We start from the raw sequence: 15,593 nt of genomic DNA, 5'->3' as shown, positions 1-15,593 counted from the left end.
GCCCCCGCTCACGCGGTGCCGTCCAGGAAGCGCAGGACCGCCAGCACCCGCCGGTGGTCGCCGTCGGCCTGCGGCAGGTCGAGCTTCGCGAGGATGTTGTTGATGTGCTTGGCGACCGCGCTCTCGCCGACGACGAGTTGCGCGGCGATCCCCGCGTTGGAGCGCCCCTCGGCCATCAGCGCGAGCACCTCCCGCTCGCGCGGGGTGAGCCGCTCCAGCGGGTCGATGCCCCCGCCGCGCCGCAGCAGCAGCTGCGAGACGACCTGCGGGTCGAGGGCGGTGCCGCCGGCGGCGACCCGCCTGACGGCGTCGATGAACTCCTCGACGTCGGCGACGCGCTGCTTGAGCAGGTACCCGATGCCCCCGGCCTGAGCGGCCAGCAGATCGGCGGCGTAGCGCTCCTCCACGTACTGCGAGAGCAGCAGGACCGAGGTCCCGGGCCACTGCCTGCGGATCATCAGCGCAGCCCGTACGCCCTCGTCGGTGAATCCGGGCGGCATGCGTACGTCGACCAGGGCGAGGTCGGGCTCGTACGCGGCGACGGCGGCGAGCAGGGCCTCGGCGTCCCCCGTCTCGGCGGCCACCTCGAATCCGGCCATTTCGAGGACCTTGACCAGTCCTATTCGCAGCAGCACCGAATCCTCGGCGATCACAGCCCGCACGGCAGCTCCACAGTCACGACGGTCGGGCCCCCGAGGGGGCTGTTGATCAAGATGGTTCCGTCGACCGACCCTACGCGTTTGCGCAGGCCCACCAGCCCGGTGCCGCGGGCCGGGTCCGCGCCGCCCACGCCGTCGTCGGTGACGGTGATGCGCAGCAGGTCGCCGTCCCGGCGGGCCTCCACGCGGCAGCGGGAGGCCTCGGCGTGCTTGGCGACGTTGGCGAGGGCCTCGGAGACGACGAAGTAGGCGACGGCCTCGACGGTGGGGCCGGGCCGGTGCGCCAGCTGCACGGTCAGTTCGACGGGCAGCGGAGCCCGGGCCGCGATCCCGGAGAGGGCCGCGTCGAGCCCCCGGTCCTCCAGGACCGCCGGATGCAGGCCGCGTACGAGGTTGTTGAGCTCCTCGATGGCCTCCTTGGCCTCCCGGTGTGCCTCGTCGATCACGGCCTTGGCCTCGGGCGGCAGATCGGTGAGCGTGGCGCGGGCGATGCCGAGGTTCATGGCGAGGGCGACCAGGCGCTGCTGGGCGCCGTCGTGCAAGTCCCGTTCGATCCTGCGGCGTTCGAGGTCAGCGGCGTCGAGGACGCCGGCCCGGCTCTCGGCGAGGTCCTCGACGCGGCGCTCCAGTTCCTTGGCCCGGTTGGGTCCGAGGAGGGCGGCCGCGGCGAAGGCGTCCAGCCTGGCCAGGGCGGCGGCCGCCCACGGGGTGGCGAGCAGCAGGAGACAGCCGAGCACGGTGACGGTGTCGTAGTACCGGCTCCAGCCGAGGTACCGGTCCTCGACGGGCAGCAGCCACGACCAGCCGTACACGCCGGCCCCGGCGAATCCGCACGCCCAGGCCAGGACGACGAGGGCCCCGCCGACCCCCGCGAGCGGGCTGACCAGCAGGTGGTACCCGTACTGCCGCCAGGTCGACTCGGAGCGCAGCCTTGCGAGCAACGCGCGTGGGCGCAGCGGCCGGCGACCGTACGCGACGGCCGGGATCTCCCGCTCCAGCAGCTCCCGGAACCGGCTGCGCTGCAGCAGGGTGAGCAGCGGGGTCAGGACGAGCAGCCCCAGCAGCGTGATCGGGGAGGCCTTGGGGAACAGGAACGCGGCCGCGGCGGGCAGGGCCATGGGGATGGCGGCGCAGGTGAAGGCGGTGCTCCGCCAGGCCCACGACGACCAGGGCGCGTGGCCGGCGATCCAGCGTGTGGTACGCCTCGGCGCCCCGGAAAGTCCCATGCCCGTACGGTAATCGCACTGATCAGAGCCGCTCCACCACCCTGGTACCCGCTCGGGGGTGTAGCCAGTGCCACCCCCGGTTCGGACGGTGCCGCTACTGATTGCGCTCCTCGGAGCGACCAGAGTGATCTTCGAACCCGGAGGACGGACCACCGGGGCCGGAAGGAGCTCCACCGCCATGAGCCTCATCGCCCCGCGCTTGCGGACCCGCGGCACGCCCCGGCCCCGGCCGGCCACGCTGCTCATCGGCGCCGGGGTGGCGCTGCTGCCGTGGATGGTGGTGCTGGCGAAGACGCTGCCACAGACGGCCGAGGTCTCCAACTGGTCGACGGCATGGATCGGGCTGGACGCCATGCTGGCCGCGGGGCTGAGCGGTACGGGCCTGCTGCTGGGGCGCCGCGATCCCCGCGCGGCGCCGCTCGCCGCGGCGACGGCCGCGCTGCTGGTGATGGACGCCTGGTTCGACGTGACGACCGCGGCTCCCGGCAGCGCCCGGGCCGCGGCGGTGGCCTTGGCGGTGTGCGCGGAACTGCCCCTGGCGGCGGTCTGCGCGGCGGTGGCGGCCCGCCGCACCGTGCTCTAGCGTCGAAAGGGCGGGGGTGACCGATGCGTCGAGCCCGTCACCCCCGGAGTGCCCGCTCCGCGCCGCCCCCGCCCGTGGTCCGGCGCACCGGCGGACCGCGTGTCCGACCGAGAGAGCAGGTGCGTCCACATGCGCGCTTCGGCCCGTATCACCAGCGTCCTCGCCGGCTTCGTCCTCGCCGCCGGGGGCGCCCTCTTCGCCGCCCCGGCCGCCACCGCCGCCGCCCCCACCAGCATCCAGGACTGCGAGCAGTACCTCGTACAGCACGGCAAGCAGGTCACGGACGGCGTGGGTCAGGCGTGCTACGAGGGCCAGATCGGCAACCAGACCAGCTGCGTCGCCAGCCTCCAGGCGGTGGGCATCTCCTCGAACGTGGCGGGCGGCGCCTGCCGCGCCGCCCACTAGGGGGCGTCGGCCGCGCCGTCGGTCGTACCCCCGGTCGCGGTCAGGAGACCGGGTGGCCGTTCTCGTCGGTGGGTTCCTTCTGCGTGGAGAACTTGGAGACGAACACGTCGAAGAGGCCGTCCGGGCGCCGGGTCAGCGTGGCCCCGTCCTGCCAGATGCCGTTGTCCGGCCACCACTGGCTGCCGTACGGGTCGCCCTGGTTCTGGTGGACGTTGTGCATGCCGAGCCCCTCGTCGAAGGGCTCGCCGAAGACCAGGACCGGCCGGCCCGCGACGAGGATCGGCTCCAGCGCCCGCGAGGCCTCCAGGTAGGAGCCCGAGATCCAGGGCCGGGGCGGGTTGAACCGGTCCAGGATCCGCTGGAACCACCGCGGCGGGTGGCCTCCGAGGAGGCAGCCGGGGCGGTCCGCGAGCGCCGGGTGCCGGAGGTAGTCGAGCGCGCCGGATCCGGAGGTCCGGGCGAGGTCGTGGTAGCCGGGCGCGGGCGAGGCGACGGGGTCGAGCACCGAGGCGTGCAGGGTGAAGACCTTCCACCGGACCCCGACGGCGGACTGCTTGCTGTCCACGTCGATGGCGCACTCGTAGCGCCCGGCGGGAGCGTCGACCTCCAGGTGGACGTGGAACCAGCGGCCCTGGTCGTCGGGCCGGTCACGGAAGTGGCGGTGCAGGGTTCCGGACAGCACTCCGTAGTTTTCGAGCGGCATGCCGCCAGTGAACCATCCGGGCCGTCCGGCAGCGGGTGACCGCAGCCGTGTCCCGCCGATCTCCCAAGCCATGGTGAACACTTGACGGAACGTTGACTCCTTCCGGAGCGATCCGTACCGCGCCCGGTGGCTACCGTCCCTGCCATGCCCCTACCTCCTCCCCTCCCGGTCCTCCCGTACCGCAAGCCGACCCGCGGCCGCGACTACTGGGTGCTGGACGACGTACTGCCGGACCCGGACGCCGTACGGGAGCGCTGCCTCGCCAAGGACGACTGGACCGAGGGCTATCCGCACAAGCCCGAGAGCTGGCCGGGGCTGCGTGCGATGCCGGGTCTGGAGCCCGACGAACTGGCCTTGGTGGAGCGGCTGGTACGCAAGTCCACCGGCGCTCCGAAGATCTGGGCCGAACGGCCCGCGGGCGGGGGAACGTTCAACCACAACTGCGTCCAGGTCGTCGGCGAGGGCGAGTCCGAGTCGCGCCCGCACACCGACTCGCGGAGCCTGTGCCGCTACGCCGCCGTGCTCTACCTGAACCCGAAGGTGCCGAAGGACTGCGGGACGAGCTTCTACCGCCAGAGCCTGCCCGGCGGAGCGCTGGGCGGCAACCAGGTGATCGCCCCGCACAACAACCTGGTCGACGCGCTGGGCACCCGCTTCGTCTCCCCGGACTCCTTCACCGAGGACGTACGGGTCCCCCACCGCGCCAACCGGCTGCTGCTCTACTCCGCCAACCTGATCCACAGCGCCACCGGCTACTGGGGCCGGACGCTGGAGGAGAAGCGGATGACGGCCGTCTTCTTCTGGAAGGCCTAGTACCGCCGAGGAGCCCGGGGCCGGCGGTTCAGTGGCGGGGCGTGCGGACGCGCTCCGCCTCGGGCGCCGTCGGCTGGGCCGGGACCGCGGGGACCGGTTGCGGGTGCGCGGAGTGGCGGCGGATGTCGTGCACGGCGCGGCGCATTCCGCGGCGCAGCCGGCGCCCCAGGGGACGCTCTATGAGCCGGTGCACGAGCCAGGCGAGCGCCACCATGAGCGCGGTGACGCCCAGGACCAGGGGGACGGGCCGCACGACGTGGCGGAAGTGGTGGATGATCGTCAGCCCGGCCATCATGTGGATCAGGTACAGCGGATAGGTGACCTCCCCCGCGTGCCGCAGCCAGCGCCACCGGACGCGGTCGAAGGCCCCGAGGGCGATCCCCGCCATGACGAGGAACCCGCACGCGATGACGGCATGGGCCGGCCAGACCGGGGTCTGCGCGGCGACGCCGCGCCCCAGATTGCTGATCATCCGGCCCTGGACGTAGCTCTGCGCCAGGACGAACTGGAGGCCGGCGATGCCCCACAGGACGGCATTGGGCCCGAAGCGGCGCATGAGGTGGAAGGCGATTCCCGCGATGAAGTACGGCGAGAAGGTCGGGATCGCGAAGAAGGACAGCACTCCGCTGTCGGCGGTGGGTGCCACCACGCCGGCCACGGTCCAGACCGTGCAGAAGACCACGCAGTTCCGGTAGGTGACGCCGCGCAGGACGACCAGCGCGAACAGCGCGTAGAACTTCAGCTCGACGAAGAGGGTCCAGTACGCGTCGTCGATGTGCGGCACCTTGATGCCCCCTTGGAGCATCGACAAGTTGACCACGACGTCGCTGAACGCCTTGACCCCGCGCACCTCCGGCCAGGCGAACAGGACGCCGGCCGTGAAGAGGACGGCCGCCCAGTAGGCCGGGAACAGCCGGGCGATGCGGGAGGCCGCGAACTCGCCCACACCGCGGTCCCAGGCGCTCATGCAGATGACGAACCCGCTGACGACGAAGAAGATCTCGACGCCCAGCCAGCCGTAGGCGGCGCAGCTGCTCATGACGGGGAAGACGGTGGCGGCCGGTTCCCCCCAACCGCTGTCCAGTGCCAGGTAGTGGTAGCACAGGACGCCCAGCGCGGCGACGATCCGGACTCCGTCCAGTGCGGCCAGGCGGGCGCCGCCGCCCCCTGGCACGGCCCCCGGCGCGCCCCCCGGCCCGGGGTGTCCGATGGCTCTCGACGCGCTCATACCGTGATTGCCGCTTCCTTGTGTGACTGCCTGATGAACGGATTTGATCAACGGGCACCCTACCTGCCGCCCCGACGGCCCACCCCTGTCCGCCGGGCAAGGTGTGACGGAAGTCTGACGGACCGCCGCCGGGCCTGGCGCCGGGGCGGCGGCGGTGGTCGAATCGGTCCGTGAGCCCCGCACCCGCAGCCGTACCCGCACCTGAGCCGCCACCGGATCCCGACCCGGACGGTCAGGGCGCGCCGATCGGGCGCCGTCTGGTCCTCGGCATGGTCGGGCTCGGCGCCGCCGGGCTGGTCACCGCCCCGTACCTCCAGGACGGCTTCGAGTCCTTCCTCGGCGCGGCCTCGACGAAGGACCCCACCGGCCTCACCGGGCTGCTGCCGGGCGGCGGTGGCTTCCGCTACTACTCGGTGGCCTCCTCCGTCCCCGAGCGCGGCCCCGAGAACTACCGGCTCACCGTCGACGGCCTCGTCGACCGCCCCGCGACGTACACCCTCGACGCGCTCCGGGCGCTCCCGCAGACCCGCGTCGTACGGGACGTCCAGTGCGTCACCGGCTGGCGGGTGCCCGGCACCCCGTTCGAGGGGGTGCCGCTGACCCGGCTGCTCGACGCCGCCGGGGTGCGCCCCGAGGCCCGGGCCATCCGCTTCAGCTGCTTCGACGGCACGTACACCGAGTCCCTGACCCTCCCCCAGGCCCGCCGGGACGACGTCATGGTGGCGCTGCGCATGCAGGACAAGCCGCTGAGCCATTCCCACGGCGGTCCCGTGCGGCTGTACGTGGCCCCCATGTACTTCTACAAGTCCGCGAAGTGGCTCTCCGGCATCACCTTGACCCGGGACGTGGAGCAGGGCTACTGGGAGGACCTCGGATACGACGTCGACGCCTGGGTCGGCCGGTCGAACGGACGCGACGATGCCCCGACCGTCTGATCCGGTGCTGCGGAGCAGCGGGCGGATCGCCCGGTTCAGCCCCGCCGAGCGGTGGATCCACCGCTCCACGGCCGCGCTGATGGGCCTGTGCGCGGGCACGGCGGCCTGTCTGTACGTGCCCGCCCTCGCCGAGCTCGTCGGCCGCCGCCACCTTCTCGTCACGGTGCACGTGTGGTCGGGGCTGCTGCTGGTCGTGCCGTTCCTGCTGGGGCTCGCCTCGCGCTCCTTCCGCGCCGATCTGCGGCGGCTGGGCCGGTTCGGGCCGCACGACCGGGTCTGGCTGCGGGCCGCCCTGCGGCGCGACCGGGTGACGCGGCGGCCCGCCGGGAAGTTCAACGCCGGGCAGAAGGTGTACGCGGGCTGGCTGGCCGGGGCGGTGCTGGTGATGGCGGGCACCGGGACGCTCATGTGGTGGACCGGCCTCGTCCCGCTGACCCGGCGCACGGCCGCCACCTTCGTCCACGACTGGCTGGCCCTCACCCTGGGTGTCGTGCTCGCCGCGCACATCGGCAAGGCCCTGGCCGACCCCGAGGCCCGCCGGGGCCTGCGCACCGGCTCCGTCGGCCGCGCGTGGGCCGAGCGCGAACACCCGCTGTGGCGGCCCGAGGAGCAGGGAGAGCCGGGGAAGCACGGGGAGCCGGGGATGCCGGCCGACGCGGATCGCGTGTCGGCCGGCCCTGCGCCGGTCGGCGTCAGCCGCCGTCGCGTACCGCGACGATCCCGTTGAAGACGCCCACGTAGGCGGTGCCGTCGGGTCCGAGCGTGATCGGCGCCCAGTTGTTGTCGTACAGCGGCCCGGTGCCGGTCAGCTGCCGCCAGCGGCGCTCGCCGGTGCGGAAGTCCACCGCCGTCAGGTACCAGGCGTCGATCCCCCAGGCGTTGGGCTCCTTCTCGTAGAAGTAGAGCAGCCCGTTCGCGGTGGAGAGCTTCGGGACCACGGAGGGCGAGCGGATCGCGCTCTGCCACACCGTGTCGCAGCCGCTGCCGTCGGCGCGGACGTCGATCCGGCTGACCCCGCCGACGACCGACTTGCCGAGGAGCAGGCTGGTGAGGTTCTCGTAGCCGTAGTTGTTCTCGACGACGATGCTGTTGCCCCAGGTGATCAGGGAGTTGTCCGTGGTCGAGGCTCCGCTGCCGAAGACCGGGACCTTGCAGACCAGCCGCTGGTCGGCCGGGACGTCCGTGCCCCGCTTGTAGACGAGGACGTTCATCCGGTCGTCGGCGTTGTCGGTGATGGCGACGTAGCCGTTGCCGAAGAGGTCGGGGGTGGTGCCCGAACCCTGGTTCACGGAGCCGGGCTTGGTTCCCGTACCGCGGTCGTACGTCTGGCGCCACTGCACCTCGGGGGTGCCGTCGGCGGCGGCGCGGAAGCTGTAGAGGGCGTGGTCGGAGACGATCGACACGCCGTCCTCGGCGACGGAGAAGGAGTTCTGGATCTCCTCCCCCTGGAGCCGGATCGAGCGGATCTGCGAGGTCGCCGGGTCCACGGTGCCGACGCGGCCCTGGCGGGTGACCCACCAGATGCGGCCGTTCCAGTCGGGCATCACGGAGGTGACGGGGTCACAGGTGCCGCTGGGCCACAGGTTGGTCCAGCTGACGCAGTCGTGCGGGACCTGGCCGGTGAGGTCCCAGTCGTCGTCGACGGCGAACGTCCAGCTGCCGTCCGGCCGCTGCGTGTGCGAGAGGCGCAGGATGTGCTGGCGGGAGTCGGCCAGCACCGCCCGGTCCTGGTTGTCCAGGTAGAAGTAGGCGCCGCCCGAGGTGTCCTTGAAGATCTTCGAGAAGTCGAGCGAGGTGATCGCCTCGACCGTCGAGGAACGCTGCGGGAGCTGGTACTCCGCGAGCGTGGCGAGCGTACGGGGTTCCAGGAGCTTGACCTTGAACCCGGAGAAGGTGCCGCAGACGGTGACCAGGCGGCCGCCCGCGTCGAAGGTGGCGGTGGCGCACTCGCCGCCGAGGGCCGCGATCTTCTCGCTGGTGACCTGCGGGTTCCTGCCGAGCGGGCCGGACCACGGCGAGGTGGCGCTGCCGGCCGCGTCGGAGTGCATGCCGCTGCGGCCGTTGGGCGCGAGGAAGGGGTGCTGGGGCGGGGTCTCGCCGGGCAGCGGGGCGGCGGCCGCGGGGGCGCCGTCGTAGTGGCTGACCAGGCGGTGGCCGGGCGCCTGGGGTATCTCCGCGGCCTGCGCCGGGGAGATGCCGTACATCGCGGTGAACACGATGAGGGCCGGGACCACGGCGCAGTTCAGCGCTCTTCGGAACATCCGAACTTCCTCCGTTCTCTTCGGTCTTGTTGACAGTGCGTATGACATCGCGCCGCCGCCAGACGCTAGATCGCACGGCCCGAGGAGTCCATGGAGGAGCCGGATGATTCATGAAGGCGCAACAGTTGATCAATCCGCGCGGACCGGAGGGCTCACGGGCGCAGGCCGGAGACCACCTCGGCCGTGGCCGTCAGGCCGTCGTGGATGGTCGCCGCCATGCTGCTGCTCGCGAGGTAGAAGCCGAGCAGGACGCAGACGAGGGCGTGGGAGAACTTGAGGCCGCCGCTGCGCATGAAGATCCACGCGAGGATCAGGAGCAGGACGACCACGGAGAGCGAAATCACCATCGATACCTCCTGAGAGCGGCGCCCATCGTGGCGCAGGAGGGGGTGCCTTCGGGCGAAACCCGTGTCCGCCGTACGGGTGTTGACCGTCCGTGACGGGCGATCAGTGCTTGACGATCTCGTTCCAGTGGGTCGTACGGTCGCACCAGCGGGCGAGCAGGACCGGATCGTGGCCGACCGCCAAGAGCCCGGCCCCGGTCTCGGCCCGGTACTCCTCGACCACCCCCACCAGCGCGGCCGTGGTGGAGGCGTCCAGCATCGCGGTCATCTCGTCGCAGACCAGCCAGCGCGGGCGCAGCACCAAGGCGCGCGCCAGACAGGCGCGTTGCAGCTGGCCGTCGCTGACCTCGTGGGGACGCCGGGCGAGCAGATCCGCGCCCAGTCCGACACGCGCGGCCAACTCGGGTACGGCCTCGTCCGCTTCCCCGCGCCGGCCCGTGGCCCGGAGGGGTTCCGCGACGAGGTCGCGCAGCCGCAGGCGGGGGTCGGCCGAGAGGCGGGGCTGCTGGAAGACGACGCCGACTCCGACGCGCAGGGAGCGCGGCGCCCGATGGCGGAAGCCGGTCACGGCGGTGCCGTCGAGGGTCACGCTCCCCCGGTCGGGCCGGTGCAGCAGGGCGGCCACCCGGGCGAGGGTGGACTTGCCGCAGCCGCTGGGGCCGAGCAGGCCGAGGGATTCGCCGGGGCGGAGCGTGAGGTGCGCGTCGCGCACGACGGGGCGGCGGCGGTCGTAGCCGGCGGTGATGTTCCGGAGCTCAAGCATGGTGGCAGGCCACCCCTTCGGCGAGCGGGGGACGCAGCGTGCGGCAGGTGGCGTCGGCGCGGGTGCAGCGGGCGGCGAAGGCGCAGCCCGGGGGGAGGGCGCCGAGCTCGGGCGGGGCGCCGGAGATGGGGGTGAAGGCCCGCTCGGGCAGGGCGTCGAGGAGGCCGCGGGCATAGGGGTGGCGGGGACCGGGCGCGCCGAAGAAGGCTTCGGCGGGAGCGACCTCCACGATCCGGCCCGCGTACATGACGGCGACGGTGTCGGCGATCCGCTCGGCGGCGGCCAGGTCGTGCGTGATCATCAGCAGCGCGCGGCCGGCTTCCCGGGTGTGGGCGCGCAGCTCGTCCACGGTGCGGTGGACGAGCTCGCGGTCGAGGCCGGTGGTCGGCTCGTCCGCGAGCAGCAGCGGGGCGTCCCCGATGAGCGCGAGGGCGGTGGCGGCCCGCTGGGCGAGCCCGCCGGAGAGTTCGTGGGGGTGCCGGTCGAGGTGGGTGGCGGGAAAGGCGGCCCGCTCGGCCGCGGCCTCCGCCTCGGCGCGCAGCGAAGCCCTGCTCCGGCCCGCCGCCCGGCCGGCCAGCTCCCGGACGGTCTCCCGCAGGTGGGAGCGGATGGTGCGGACCGGCGTGAGGTGCGCGGCGGGGCTCTGCGGGACGAGGCCGATGCGGCGGCCGCGGACGGTCCGGGCGAGCGTGCGCTCGTCGGCGGCGAGGACGTCCAGCCTGTCGGCCAGCCGGGCGGATCCCGCGGTCTCGGCGTTGCCGGGGAGCAGGCCGAGCAGGGCGGAGGCGAGGACGGACTTGCCGCAGCCGCTCTCCCCGACGAGGGCCAGGCACTCGCCCTCGGCCAGCGCGAGGGTGACGTCGCCGACGGCTTCGACGTACTGCCCGGCGCCCATCCGGAACCGCACGTGCAGCCCCTCGACGCTGAGAACGGGCCGGGTCGGCGTCTTGGCGGTCACAGGGTCGGCTCCGAGCGGCGGCGGGGGTTCAGGCGGTCGCGCCAGGCACCCGCGAGGCCGGCGATGGCCAGCGTCGGGACGATCAGGAGGACGCCGGGGAAGAGGGTGGGCCACCAGTCGCCGGCGAGCAGCGAGCCGCGCGCCGTCTGGACGAGGTTGCCCAGGCTGGCCTGGTGGGCGGGGAGCCCGAGGCCGAGGAACGACAGCGCCGACTCGTGCCACATGGCGTGCGGGATCATCAGCACCGCCGCCAGTCCGGCCTGCGGAAGCACCGCCGGGACCAGGTGGCGCACGGTGACGCGCAGGCGCGAGGCCCCGCCCGAGATCGCCGCGTCGACGAACGGCCGGGAGCGCAGCGACAGCACCTCGGCGCGGACGATCCGCGCCGTCGACAGCCAGTGCGTGAGCGCGACCGACACCACGACCGGCCACACTCCCGGCCGGAACATCGCCACGATGAACACGCCCAGCAGCAGGTGGGGTATCGACGACAGGGTGTCGACCGCCCGCATCACCAGCCGGTCCGGCCACCCGCCCAGCGCCCCCGCGGCCGCGCCCACGGCCGTACCGATCACCGTGGCGACCAGCGCGGCCACGAGACCGACCAGCAGCGAGACGCGCAGCCCGTATACGCAGCGCAGGAGCAGGTCGCGGCCCACGTCGTCGGTGCCGAACGGGTGCGCCCACGACGGCGGCCGGAGCTTCATCGACAAATCGACCGCCTGCTGATCGAGCTGGGCCAGCGGCGGAACCAGCAGCACCGCCAGGGCGAGCACCGCGACCACCGCCGCGGAGGTGCGCACCCGCAGGGTCCGCGTCGAACGGCCCGCCCGGCCGTTGGTCTTCCACACGGGGTCAGCCATCGAATCCCACCCGCGGGTCCGCCAGCCCGTACAGCAGGTCGGAGAGGAGGTTCCCGGCGAGGACGGCCGCCGTGGCCAGCACGGTCAGCGCCGCCAGCAGCGGGAAGTCCACCGAGGTCGCCGCCTGTACGGTGGCCGCCGCGATGCCCGGCCAGCTGAACACGGTCTCCACGAGCAGTGCTCCGGTGATCAGCTCGGGCACGCGCGAGCCGATCAGCGTCAGCATCGGGAGCATCCCGGCGCGCAGCCCGTGGCCCAGCAGTACGCGCCGCTCGCCGATGCCCCGCGCGCGGGCCCCGCGTACGGGGTCCTCGTCGAGCGCGTCGGCCACGCCCTGGCGGACGTAGAGGAAGAACCAGGGGAGTTGGGAGACGCCCAGCACCAGGGCGGGCAGGACGAGGTGGCGGACCACCTGGTCCGCGGTGACCACGTCGCTGCCCGCGTCCGTCAGCCCGCCCGACGGCAGGACGCCGAGGTGCACGGAGAAGAACCAGACGGCGAGCAGGCCGAGCCAGAAGGCGGGGGCGGCCTCCAGCGTATAGGCGAGCGAGGACACCACCCGGTCCAGCGGGCCCCCGCGGCGCCGGGCCGCGAGGACCCCGAGCGCCGTCCCGGCCGAGGCCGCCACCGCGAAGGCGGTGGCGGCGAGCAGCGCCGACCAGCCGACCCGCTCGGCCACGACCTCGGCCACCGGGCGGCGCATGACGGAGGAGGTGCCGAGGTCGCCGGTGAGCGCGGAGGTGAGCCAGTCCCACCAGCGCCCGACGAGCGGCCGGTCCACGCCCAGGTTGGCCCGCAGCTGGTCGAGGTCGGCCTGCGAGGCGGTGAGGCCGGCGGTGCCGGCGTACGCCTTGACCGGGTCGAAGGGAGACAGCTCGGCGACGGCGAAGACCCCGAAGGTGACGACGAGCAGGACGGGGGCGGCGAGCAGGGCGCGCCGCCCGGCCATGCGCGCCATCGGCCCCCAGGGCAGGCCGGGGGAACCGGCGGGCCGGGTGTTCATCGGGGCCGGCTCACTTCCGCTTCGGCTTCCAGGTCTCGACGTTCCACCAGGGGCCGGCGCCCAGGCCGTGGTCGTGCGGCTCGACCTGGGTGCCGAGCCCGTCCCACTTGTCGTTCACGACGTAGAGGTGGTCGATGTGGGTGAGGAAGACGTAGCCGGGGTTCTTCACCAGCTCGCGCTGGACGGTGTCGTACGCGGCCTTGCGGACGGCCGGGTCCCCGCTCCTGCGGGCGTCCTCCAGGGCGCGGTCGACGCTCGGGTTGTCGTACCGGGCCATGTTGTTGAAGCCGTCGCCGCCGAGGGAGGACGTGAGCAGCAGGTACTGGTCGAAGTCGGGGTCGGCCGGGGAGCCGCCGCCCGCGAGGACGGCGTCGGTCTTCATCCGGGGCTCGATGACCTCCCAGGTGCCGGACTCCGTCCTGACCTCGATGCCGGCCTTCTTGGCGTCGGAGGCGAAGGCGAGCGCGTGGTCCTGGCGGATCTTGTCCCCGGAGGTGTACCAGAGCGGGAAGGAGGCCCGGACCCCGTCCTTGGCGCGGATGCCGTCCCCGCCCGGCTTCCAGCCGGCCTCGTCGAGGATCCTCTTCGCCTTGTCGAGGTCGTACGGGCGCTCGGTGCCGGCGGTGAACCAGGGGCTGCCGGTCGGGACGGGCCCGTAGGCCGGCTTGCCCGCGCCCGCCAGCAGCTTGTCGACCATGGCGGCGCGGTCCACGGCGATGTCCAGCGCCTGGCGGACGGCCGGGTCGCCGGTGACCGGGTGGTGGGTCGGCAGGGTCACGTTGCGGTAGTCGAAGGACTTGGCCGCGTACGTCGTGCGCGCCTTGTCGCCCTTGAAGCCCTTGGCGAGGTCGGGGGGCAGGATCGCCGCGTCGAGCTCGCCGGAGCGCAGCCGGGTGGCGCGTACGTCGTCGTCCTTGATGACGGCCATGGTGAACTTCTTCACCGCGGGCTCGCCGCCCCAGTACGCCGGGTTGGCCTTGAAGCCGAGCTTCTCGCCCTTGGACCAGGCGGTGAGCACGTAGGGCCCGGTGCCGACGGGCCTGGCGGTGAACTCGCCGCTGTTGACGTCCTGCCGGCCGGCGATGTGCTCGGGGGCGATCGGCAGCACGGTCCGCTCGGCGAAGGGCGCGTACGGGTACTTCAGCGTGAAGACGACCGCGTCGGCGCCCTGTTCCTCGACCTTGGCGATCGCGTCGAGCTCGGTCTTCGAGGCGTTGTTCGTCTTCGGGTCGAGGACCGTGCGGTAGGTGAAGACGACGTCCTTGGCCGTGAAGGGCGCGCCGTCGCTGAACTTCACGCCCTGGCGCAGCTTGTACGTGTACGTCAGCCCGTCGGCGGAGACCTCGGGCAGGGCTTCGGCCAGCGCGGGCTTCAGCTTCATGTCCGCGTCGTGCGTGAGGAGCCCGTCGAAGATCTTGGAGTTGCCGTCCTTGCCGTAGCCCAGCAGGGGGCTGAGGGTCTCCGGCTCGTTCGCGATGCCGACCACGGCCGCCTCTGCGTCCGCTCCCGCCGTGCCGGGGCCGGGGCCGGAACAGGCCGCCACGCCCGTGATGAGTGCGGCGGCCAGCGTCGTCCTGGCCGCTCCCCGTGCTGTCCGGGCCGTCATGCTGCGCACATCCCTGTATTGCCGTTTTCGAGCAGCTCATGATCAGCCGCTATTGCAAAGAGATCGCAATAATGCCAGAAAGGATCAGAAGAACACGAACCCGGTCACATCGTCCGGCGGCGCGAGCCCGCAGCGCACGGGTCTTGCCGCGCCGCCCGCAGCCGTGCCATATATGTCTAGACCTTTACGAGGAAGCGGAAGCCGAGGAAGGCCCCCCGTGCGACGCACCGCCCCCCTGCTCGCCCTCTGTCTGGCCGCCACCGGGCTCGCCGCCTGCACCGCCGCCGACACCACGCCCCCCGCGGCCCCCGCCGGGATCACCGCCCAGGCCGGCAGCGCCACCTCCGTGCACGTCATGTGGCAGGCGGCGGCGCCGGCCGACGCGGTGACCAACTACCAGGTCTTCCAGGCGGGCCGGCTGGTGCGCGAACTCCCGGCCGACAAGACGATGGTGGACATCACCGGCCTCACCCCCCAGACCGGCTACGCCTTCACGGTCCGGGCCCGCGACGCCGCCGGCAACACCTCCGCCCCGAGCGCCTCCGCCGAGGCCACCACCCCGGCCGCCAAGGCCGAGGACCGCCGGGCTCCCAGCGCCCCCGGCCGCACCACGGGCCGGGCCGACGGCCCCCGGTCCGCCACGCTGTCCTGGGCCGCGGCGAGCGACGACACCGGCGTGACCGCGTACGACGTCTACCAGGGCGGCATCCGGATCCACACCGCCGGCCCCGGCGAGACCGGCACCACCCTGACCGGCCTGCAGCCGGACACCGTCTACACCTTCACCGTCCGGGCCCGCGACGGCGCGGACAACTCCTCCCCCGACGGCCCCGCGGTGGACGTGACCACCCCGCCCTCCGCCGGACAGGGCCCGGGCACCGCACCCGCCCGGTTCACGGCGACCGCCTCCCCCGGCGCCGTCACGCTCACCTGGACCGCCCCCGACACCGGCCGTCCGACCGCCGAGTACGAACTCCACGTCAACGGAAGGCCCGTCACCGTCATCCAATTCGGTACCGGCGCCGTGCCCGCCCCGGGAGCCGCCGAGGTGGAGCACCGGCTCACCGTGACCGAGCCGGCGGGCACGCGGTGGACGCTCAAGCTGCGCGCCCGGCTGCCCGACGGCAACTGGGGGGCCTTCTCCGCGGAGCGGAGCATCGTACTCGTGGCATGAGGGGCACGGCCCATCTCCACGCAAGGTGACGGCAATCCGAACGGAACGCCACGGCCGGACGAGAAGATC

The 15,593-nt window shown here is 73.1% G+C and carries 17 protein-coding genes; 6 read left to right on the top strand and 11 right to left on the bottom strand.

Annotated features, from left to right (window positions below; genetic code table 11):
• Positions 1–8 precede the first annotated feature (8 nt).
• Together ACFYZS_RS26835 and ACFYZS_RS26830 are read right to left on the bottom strand one after the other, a co-directional pair.
• Entirely contained in the window at positions 9–662 is a 654-nt protein-coding gene (locus ACFYZS_RS26835; RefSeq protein ID WP_389017569.1) for a response regulator, read from the bottom strand.
• Positions 650–1,885, bottom strand: a complete 1,236-nt coding sequence (locus ACFYZS_RS26830) for a histidine kinase (protein WP_389017567.1) — start codon at positions 1,883–1,885, stop codon at positions 650–652. Before ACFYZS_RS26830 ends, ACFYZS_RS26835 begins: the two co-directional genes overlap by 13 nt.
• Positions 1,886–2,063: 178 nt before the next feature.
• Here ACFYZS_RS26830 and ACFYZS_RS26825 point away from each other — a divergent pair, with 178 nt between their 5' ends.
• Both ACFYZS_RS26825 and ACFYZS_RS26820 read left to right on the top strand, forming a co-directional pair.
• Positions 2,064–2,468 carry an LPXTG cell wall anchor domain-containing protein gene (locus ACFYZS_RS26825; RefSeq protein ID WP_389017565.1) on the top strand — a complete coding sequence of 135 codons (405 nt, stop codon included), beginning with the start codon at positions 2,064–2,066 and terminating at the stop codon, positions 2,466–2,468.
• 129 nt (positions 2,469–2,597) lie between these two features.
• Positions 2,598–2,873: a hypothetical protein gene (locus ACFYZS_RS26820; protein ID WP_389017562.1), complete on the top strand. Its 276-nt coding sequence runs from the start codon at positions 2,598–2,600 to the stop codon at positions 2,871–2,873.
• Between the two features lie 40 nt (positions 2,874–2,913).
• On the opposite strand, the gene ACFYZS_RS26815 is transcribed toward ACFYZS_RS26820, so the two are convergent.
• Entirely contained in the window at positions 2,914–3,576 is a 663-nt protein-coding gene (locus ACFYZS_RS26815; RefSeq protein WP_389017560.1) for a DUF2278 family protein, read from the bottom strand.
• Between the two features lie 144 nt (positions 3,577–3,720).
• On the opposite strand from ACFYZS_RS26815, the gene ACFYZS_RS26810 reads away from it, so the two are divergent.
• Positions 3,721–4,389 (top strand): DUF6445 family protein, encoded by a 669-nt coding sequence (locus ACFYZS_RS26810; RefSeq protein WP_389017557.1) that lies wholly within the window; start codon positions 3,721–3,723, stop codon positions 4,387–4,389.
• 28 nt (positions 4,390–4,417) lie between these two features.
• Here ACFYZS_RS26810 and ACFYZS_RS26805 read toward each other — a convergent pair whose 3' ends face one another.
• Positions 4,418–5,617, bottom strand: a complete 1,200-nt coding sequence (locus tag ACFYZS_RS26805; protein ID WP_389017554.1) for an acyltransferase family protein — start codon at positions 5,615–5,617, stop codon at positions 4,418–4,420.
• A gap of 269 nt (positions 5,618–5,886) precedes the next feature.
• On the opposite strand from ACFYZS_RS26805, the gene ACFYZS_RS26800 reads away from it, so the two are divergent.
• Positions 5,887–6,552: a molybdopterin-dependent oxidoreductase gene (locus tag ACFYZS_RS26800; RefSeq protein ID WP_389017902.1), complete on the top strand. Its 666-nt coding sequence runs from the start codon at positions 5,887–5,889 to the stop codon at positions 6,550–6,552.
• Positions 6,536–7,279 carry a cytochrome b/b6 domain-containing protein gene (locus ACFYZS_RS26795; protein WP_389017552.1) on the top strand — a complete coding sequence of 248 codons (744 nt, stop codon included), beginning with the start codon at positions 6,536–6,538 and terminating at the stop codon, positions 7,277–7,279. Before ACFYZS_RS26800 ends, ACFYZS_RS26795 begins: the two co-directional genes overlap by 17 nt.
• Here the strand turns inward: ACFYZS_RS26795 and ACFYZS_RS26790 are convergent.
• The 7 genes from ACFYZS_RS26790 to ACFYZS_RS26760 form a co-directional block, all read right to left on the bottom strand.
• Positions 7,245–8,813, bottom strand: a complete 1,569-nt coding sequence (locus ACFYZS_RS26790; protein ID WP_389017549.1) for a hypothetical protein — start codon at positions 8,811–8,813, stop codon at positions 7,245–7,247. The genes ACFYZS_RS26795 and ACFYZS_RS26790 overlap by 35 nt on opposite strands.
• A gap of 152 nt (positions 8,814–8,965) precedes the next feature.
• Positions 8,966–9,160 (bottom strand): hypothetical protein, encoded by a 195-nt coding sequence (locus ACFYZS_RS26785; RefSeq protein ID WP_389017546.1) that lies wholly within the window; start codon positions 9,158–9,160, stop codon positions 8,966–8,968.
• Between the two features lie 100 nt (positions 9,161–9,260).
• Positions 9,261–9,920, bottom strand: a complete 660-nt coding sequence (locus tag ACFYZS_RS26780; protein WP_389017543.1) for an ABC transporter ATP-binding protein — start codon at positions 9,918–9,920, stop codon at positions 9,261–9,263.
• Positions 9,913–10,815: an ABC transporter ATP-binding protein gene (locus ACFYZS_RS26775; protein ID WP_389017900.1), complete on the bottom strand. Its 903-nt coding sequence runs from the start codon at positions 10,813–10,815 to the stop codon at positions 9,913–9,915. The genes ACFYZS_RS26780 and ACFYZS_RS26775 overlap by 8 nt, the downstream gene beginning before the upstream one ends.
• Positions 10,816–10,874: 59 nt before the next feature.
• On the bottom strand, positions 10,875–11,741 hold the full coding sequence (locus ACFYZS_RS26770) for an ABC transporter permease (protein WP_389017540.1): 867 nt from the start codon (positions 11,739–11,741) through the stop codon (positions 10,875–10,877).
• Positions 11,734–12,699, bottom strand: a complete 966-nt coding sequence (locus ACFYZS_RS26765) for an ABC transporter permease (RefSeq protein WP_389017897.1) — start codon at positions 12,697–12,699, stop codon at positions 11,734–11,736. The genes ACFYZS_RS26770 and ACFYZS_RS26765 overlap by 8 nt, the downstream gene beginning before the upstream one ends.
• A gap of 55 nt (positions 12,700–12,754) precedes the next feature.
• Positions 12,755–14,350, bottom strand: a complete 1,596-nt coding sequence (locus ACFYZS_RS26760) for an ABC transporter substrate-binding protein (RefSeq protein ID WP_389017537.1) — start codon at positions 14,348–14,350, stop codon at positions 12,755–12,757.
• A 217-nt stretch (positions 14,351–14,567) separates the two neighbouring features.
• Here ACFYZS_RS26760 and ACFYZS_RS26755 point away from each other — a divergent pair, with 217 nt between their 5' ends.
• Positions 14,568–15,524 (top strand): fibronectin type III domain-containing protein, encoded by a 957-nt coding sequence (locus ACFYZS_RS26755; RefSeq protein ID WP_389017534.1) that lies wholly within the window; start codon positions 14,568–14,570, stop codon positions 15,522–15,524.
• Positions 15,525–15,593: the final 69 nt, after the last annotated feature.

The sequence above is a fragment of the Streptomyces sp. NPDC001903 genome (assembly GCF_042891345.1).
Classification (GTDB): domain Bacteria; phylum Actinomycetota; class Actinomycetes; order Streptomycetales; family Streptomycetaceae; genus Streptomyces.
Note: the sequence above shows the minus strand (reverse complement) of the source record. Positions and strands in the feature narration are given on the sequence as shown.

Bases quoted from the DNA above. Each gene is read 5' to 3' on its own strand.
- ACFYZS_RS26830 (WP_389017567.1), bottom strand. From the start codon at position 1,885: ATGGGACTTTCCGGGGCGCCGAGGCGTACCACACGCTGGATCGCCGGC.
- ACFYZS_RS26825 (WP_389017565.1), top strand. From the start codon at position 2,064: ATGAGCCTCATCGCCCCGCGCTTGCGGACCCGCGGCACGCCCCGGCCC.
- ACFYZS_RS26820 (WP_389017562.1), top strand. From the start codon at position 2,598: ATGCGCGCTTCGGCCCGTATCACCAGCGTCCTCGCCGGCTTCGTCCTC.
- ACFYZS_RS26815 (WP_389017560.1), bottom strand. From the start codon at position 3,576: ATGCCGCTCGAAAACTACGGAGTGCTGTCCGGAACCCTGCACCGCCAC.
- ACFYZS_RS26810 (WP_389017557.1), top strand. From the start codon at position 3,721: ATGCCCCTACCTCCTCCCCTCCCGGTCCTCCCGTACCGCAAGCCGACC.
- ACFYZS_RS26805 (WP_389017554.1), bottom strand. From the start codon at position 5,617: ATGAGCGCGTCGAGAGCCATCGGACACCCCGGGCCGGGGGGCGCGCCG.
- ACFYZS_RS26800 (WP_389017902.1), top strand. From the start codon at position 5,887: ATGGTCGGGCTCGGCGCCGCCGGGCTGGTCACCGCCCCGTACCTCCAG.
- ACFYZS_RS26795 (WP_389017552.1), top strand. From the start codon at position 6,536: ATGCCCCGACCGTCTGATCCGGTGCTGCGGAGCAGCGGGCGGATCGCC.
- ACFYZS_RS26790 (WP_389017549.1), bottom strand. From the start codon at position 8,813: ATGTTCCGAAGAGCGCTGAACTGCGCCGTGGTCCCGGCCCTCATCGTG.
- ACFYZS_RS26785 (WP_389017546.1), bottom strand. From the start codon at position 9,160: ATGGTGATTTCGCTCTCCGTGGTCGTCCTGCTCCTGATCCTCGCGTGG.
- ACFYZS_RS26780 (WP_389017543.1), bottom strand. From the start codon at position 9,920: ATGCTTGAGCTCCGGAACATCACCGCCGGCTACGACCGCCGCCGCCCC.
- ACFYZS_RS26775 (WP_389017900.1), bottom strand. From the start codon at position 10,815: ATGGGCGCCGGGCAGTACGTCGAAGCCGTCGGCGACGTCACCCTCGCG.
- ACFYZS_RS26770 (WP_389017540.1), bottom strand. From the start codon at position 11,741: ATGGCTGACCCCGTGTGGAAGACCAACGGCCGGGCGGGCCGTTCGACG.
- ACFYZS_RS26765 (WP_389017897.1), bottom strand. From the start codon at position 12,699: ATGGCGCGCATGGCCGGGCGGCGCGCCCTGCTCGCCGCCCCCGTCCTG.
- ACFYZS_RS26760 (WP_389017537.1), bottom strand. From the start codon at position 14,350: ATGACGGCCCGGACAGCACGGGGAGCGGCCAGGACGACGCTGGCCGCC.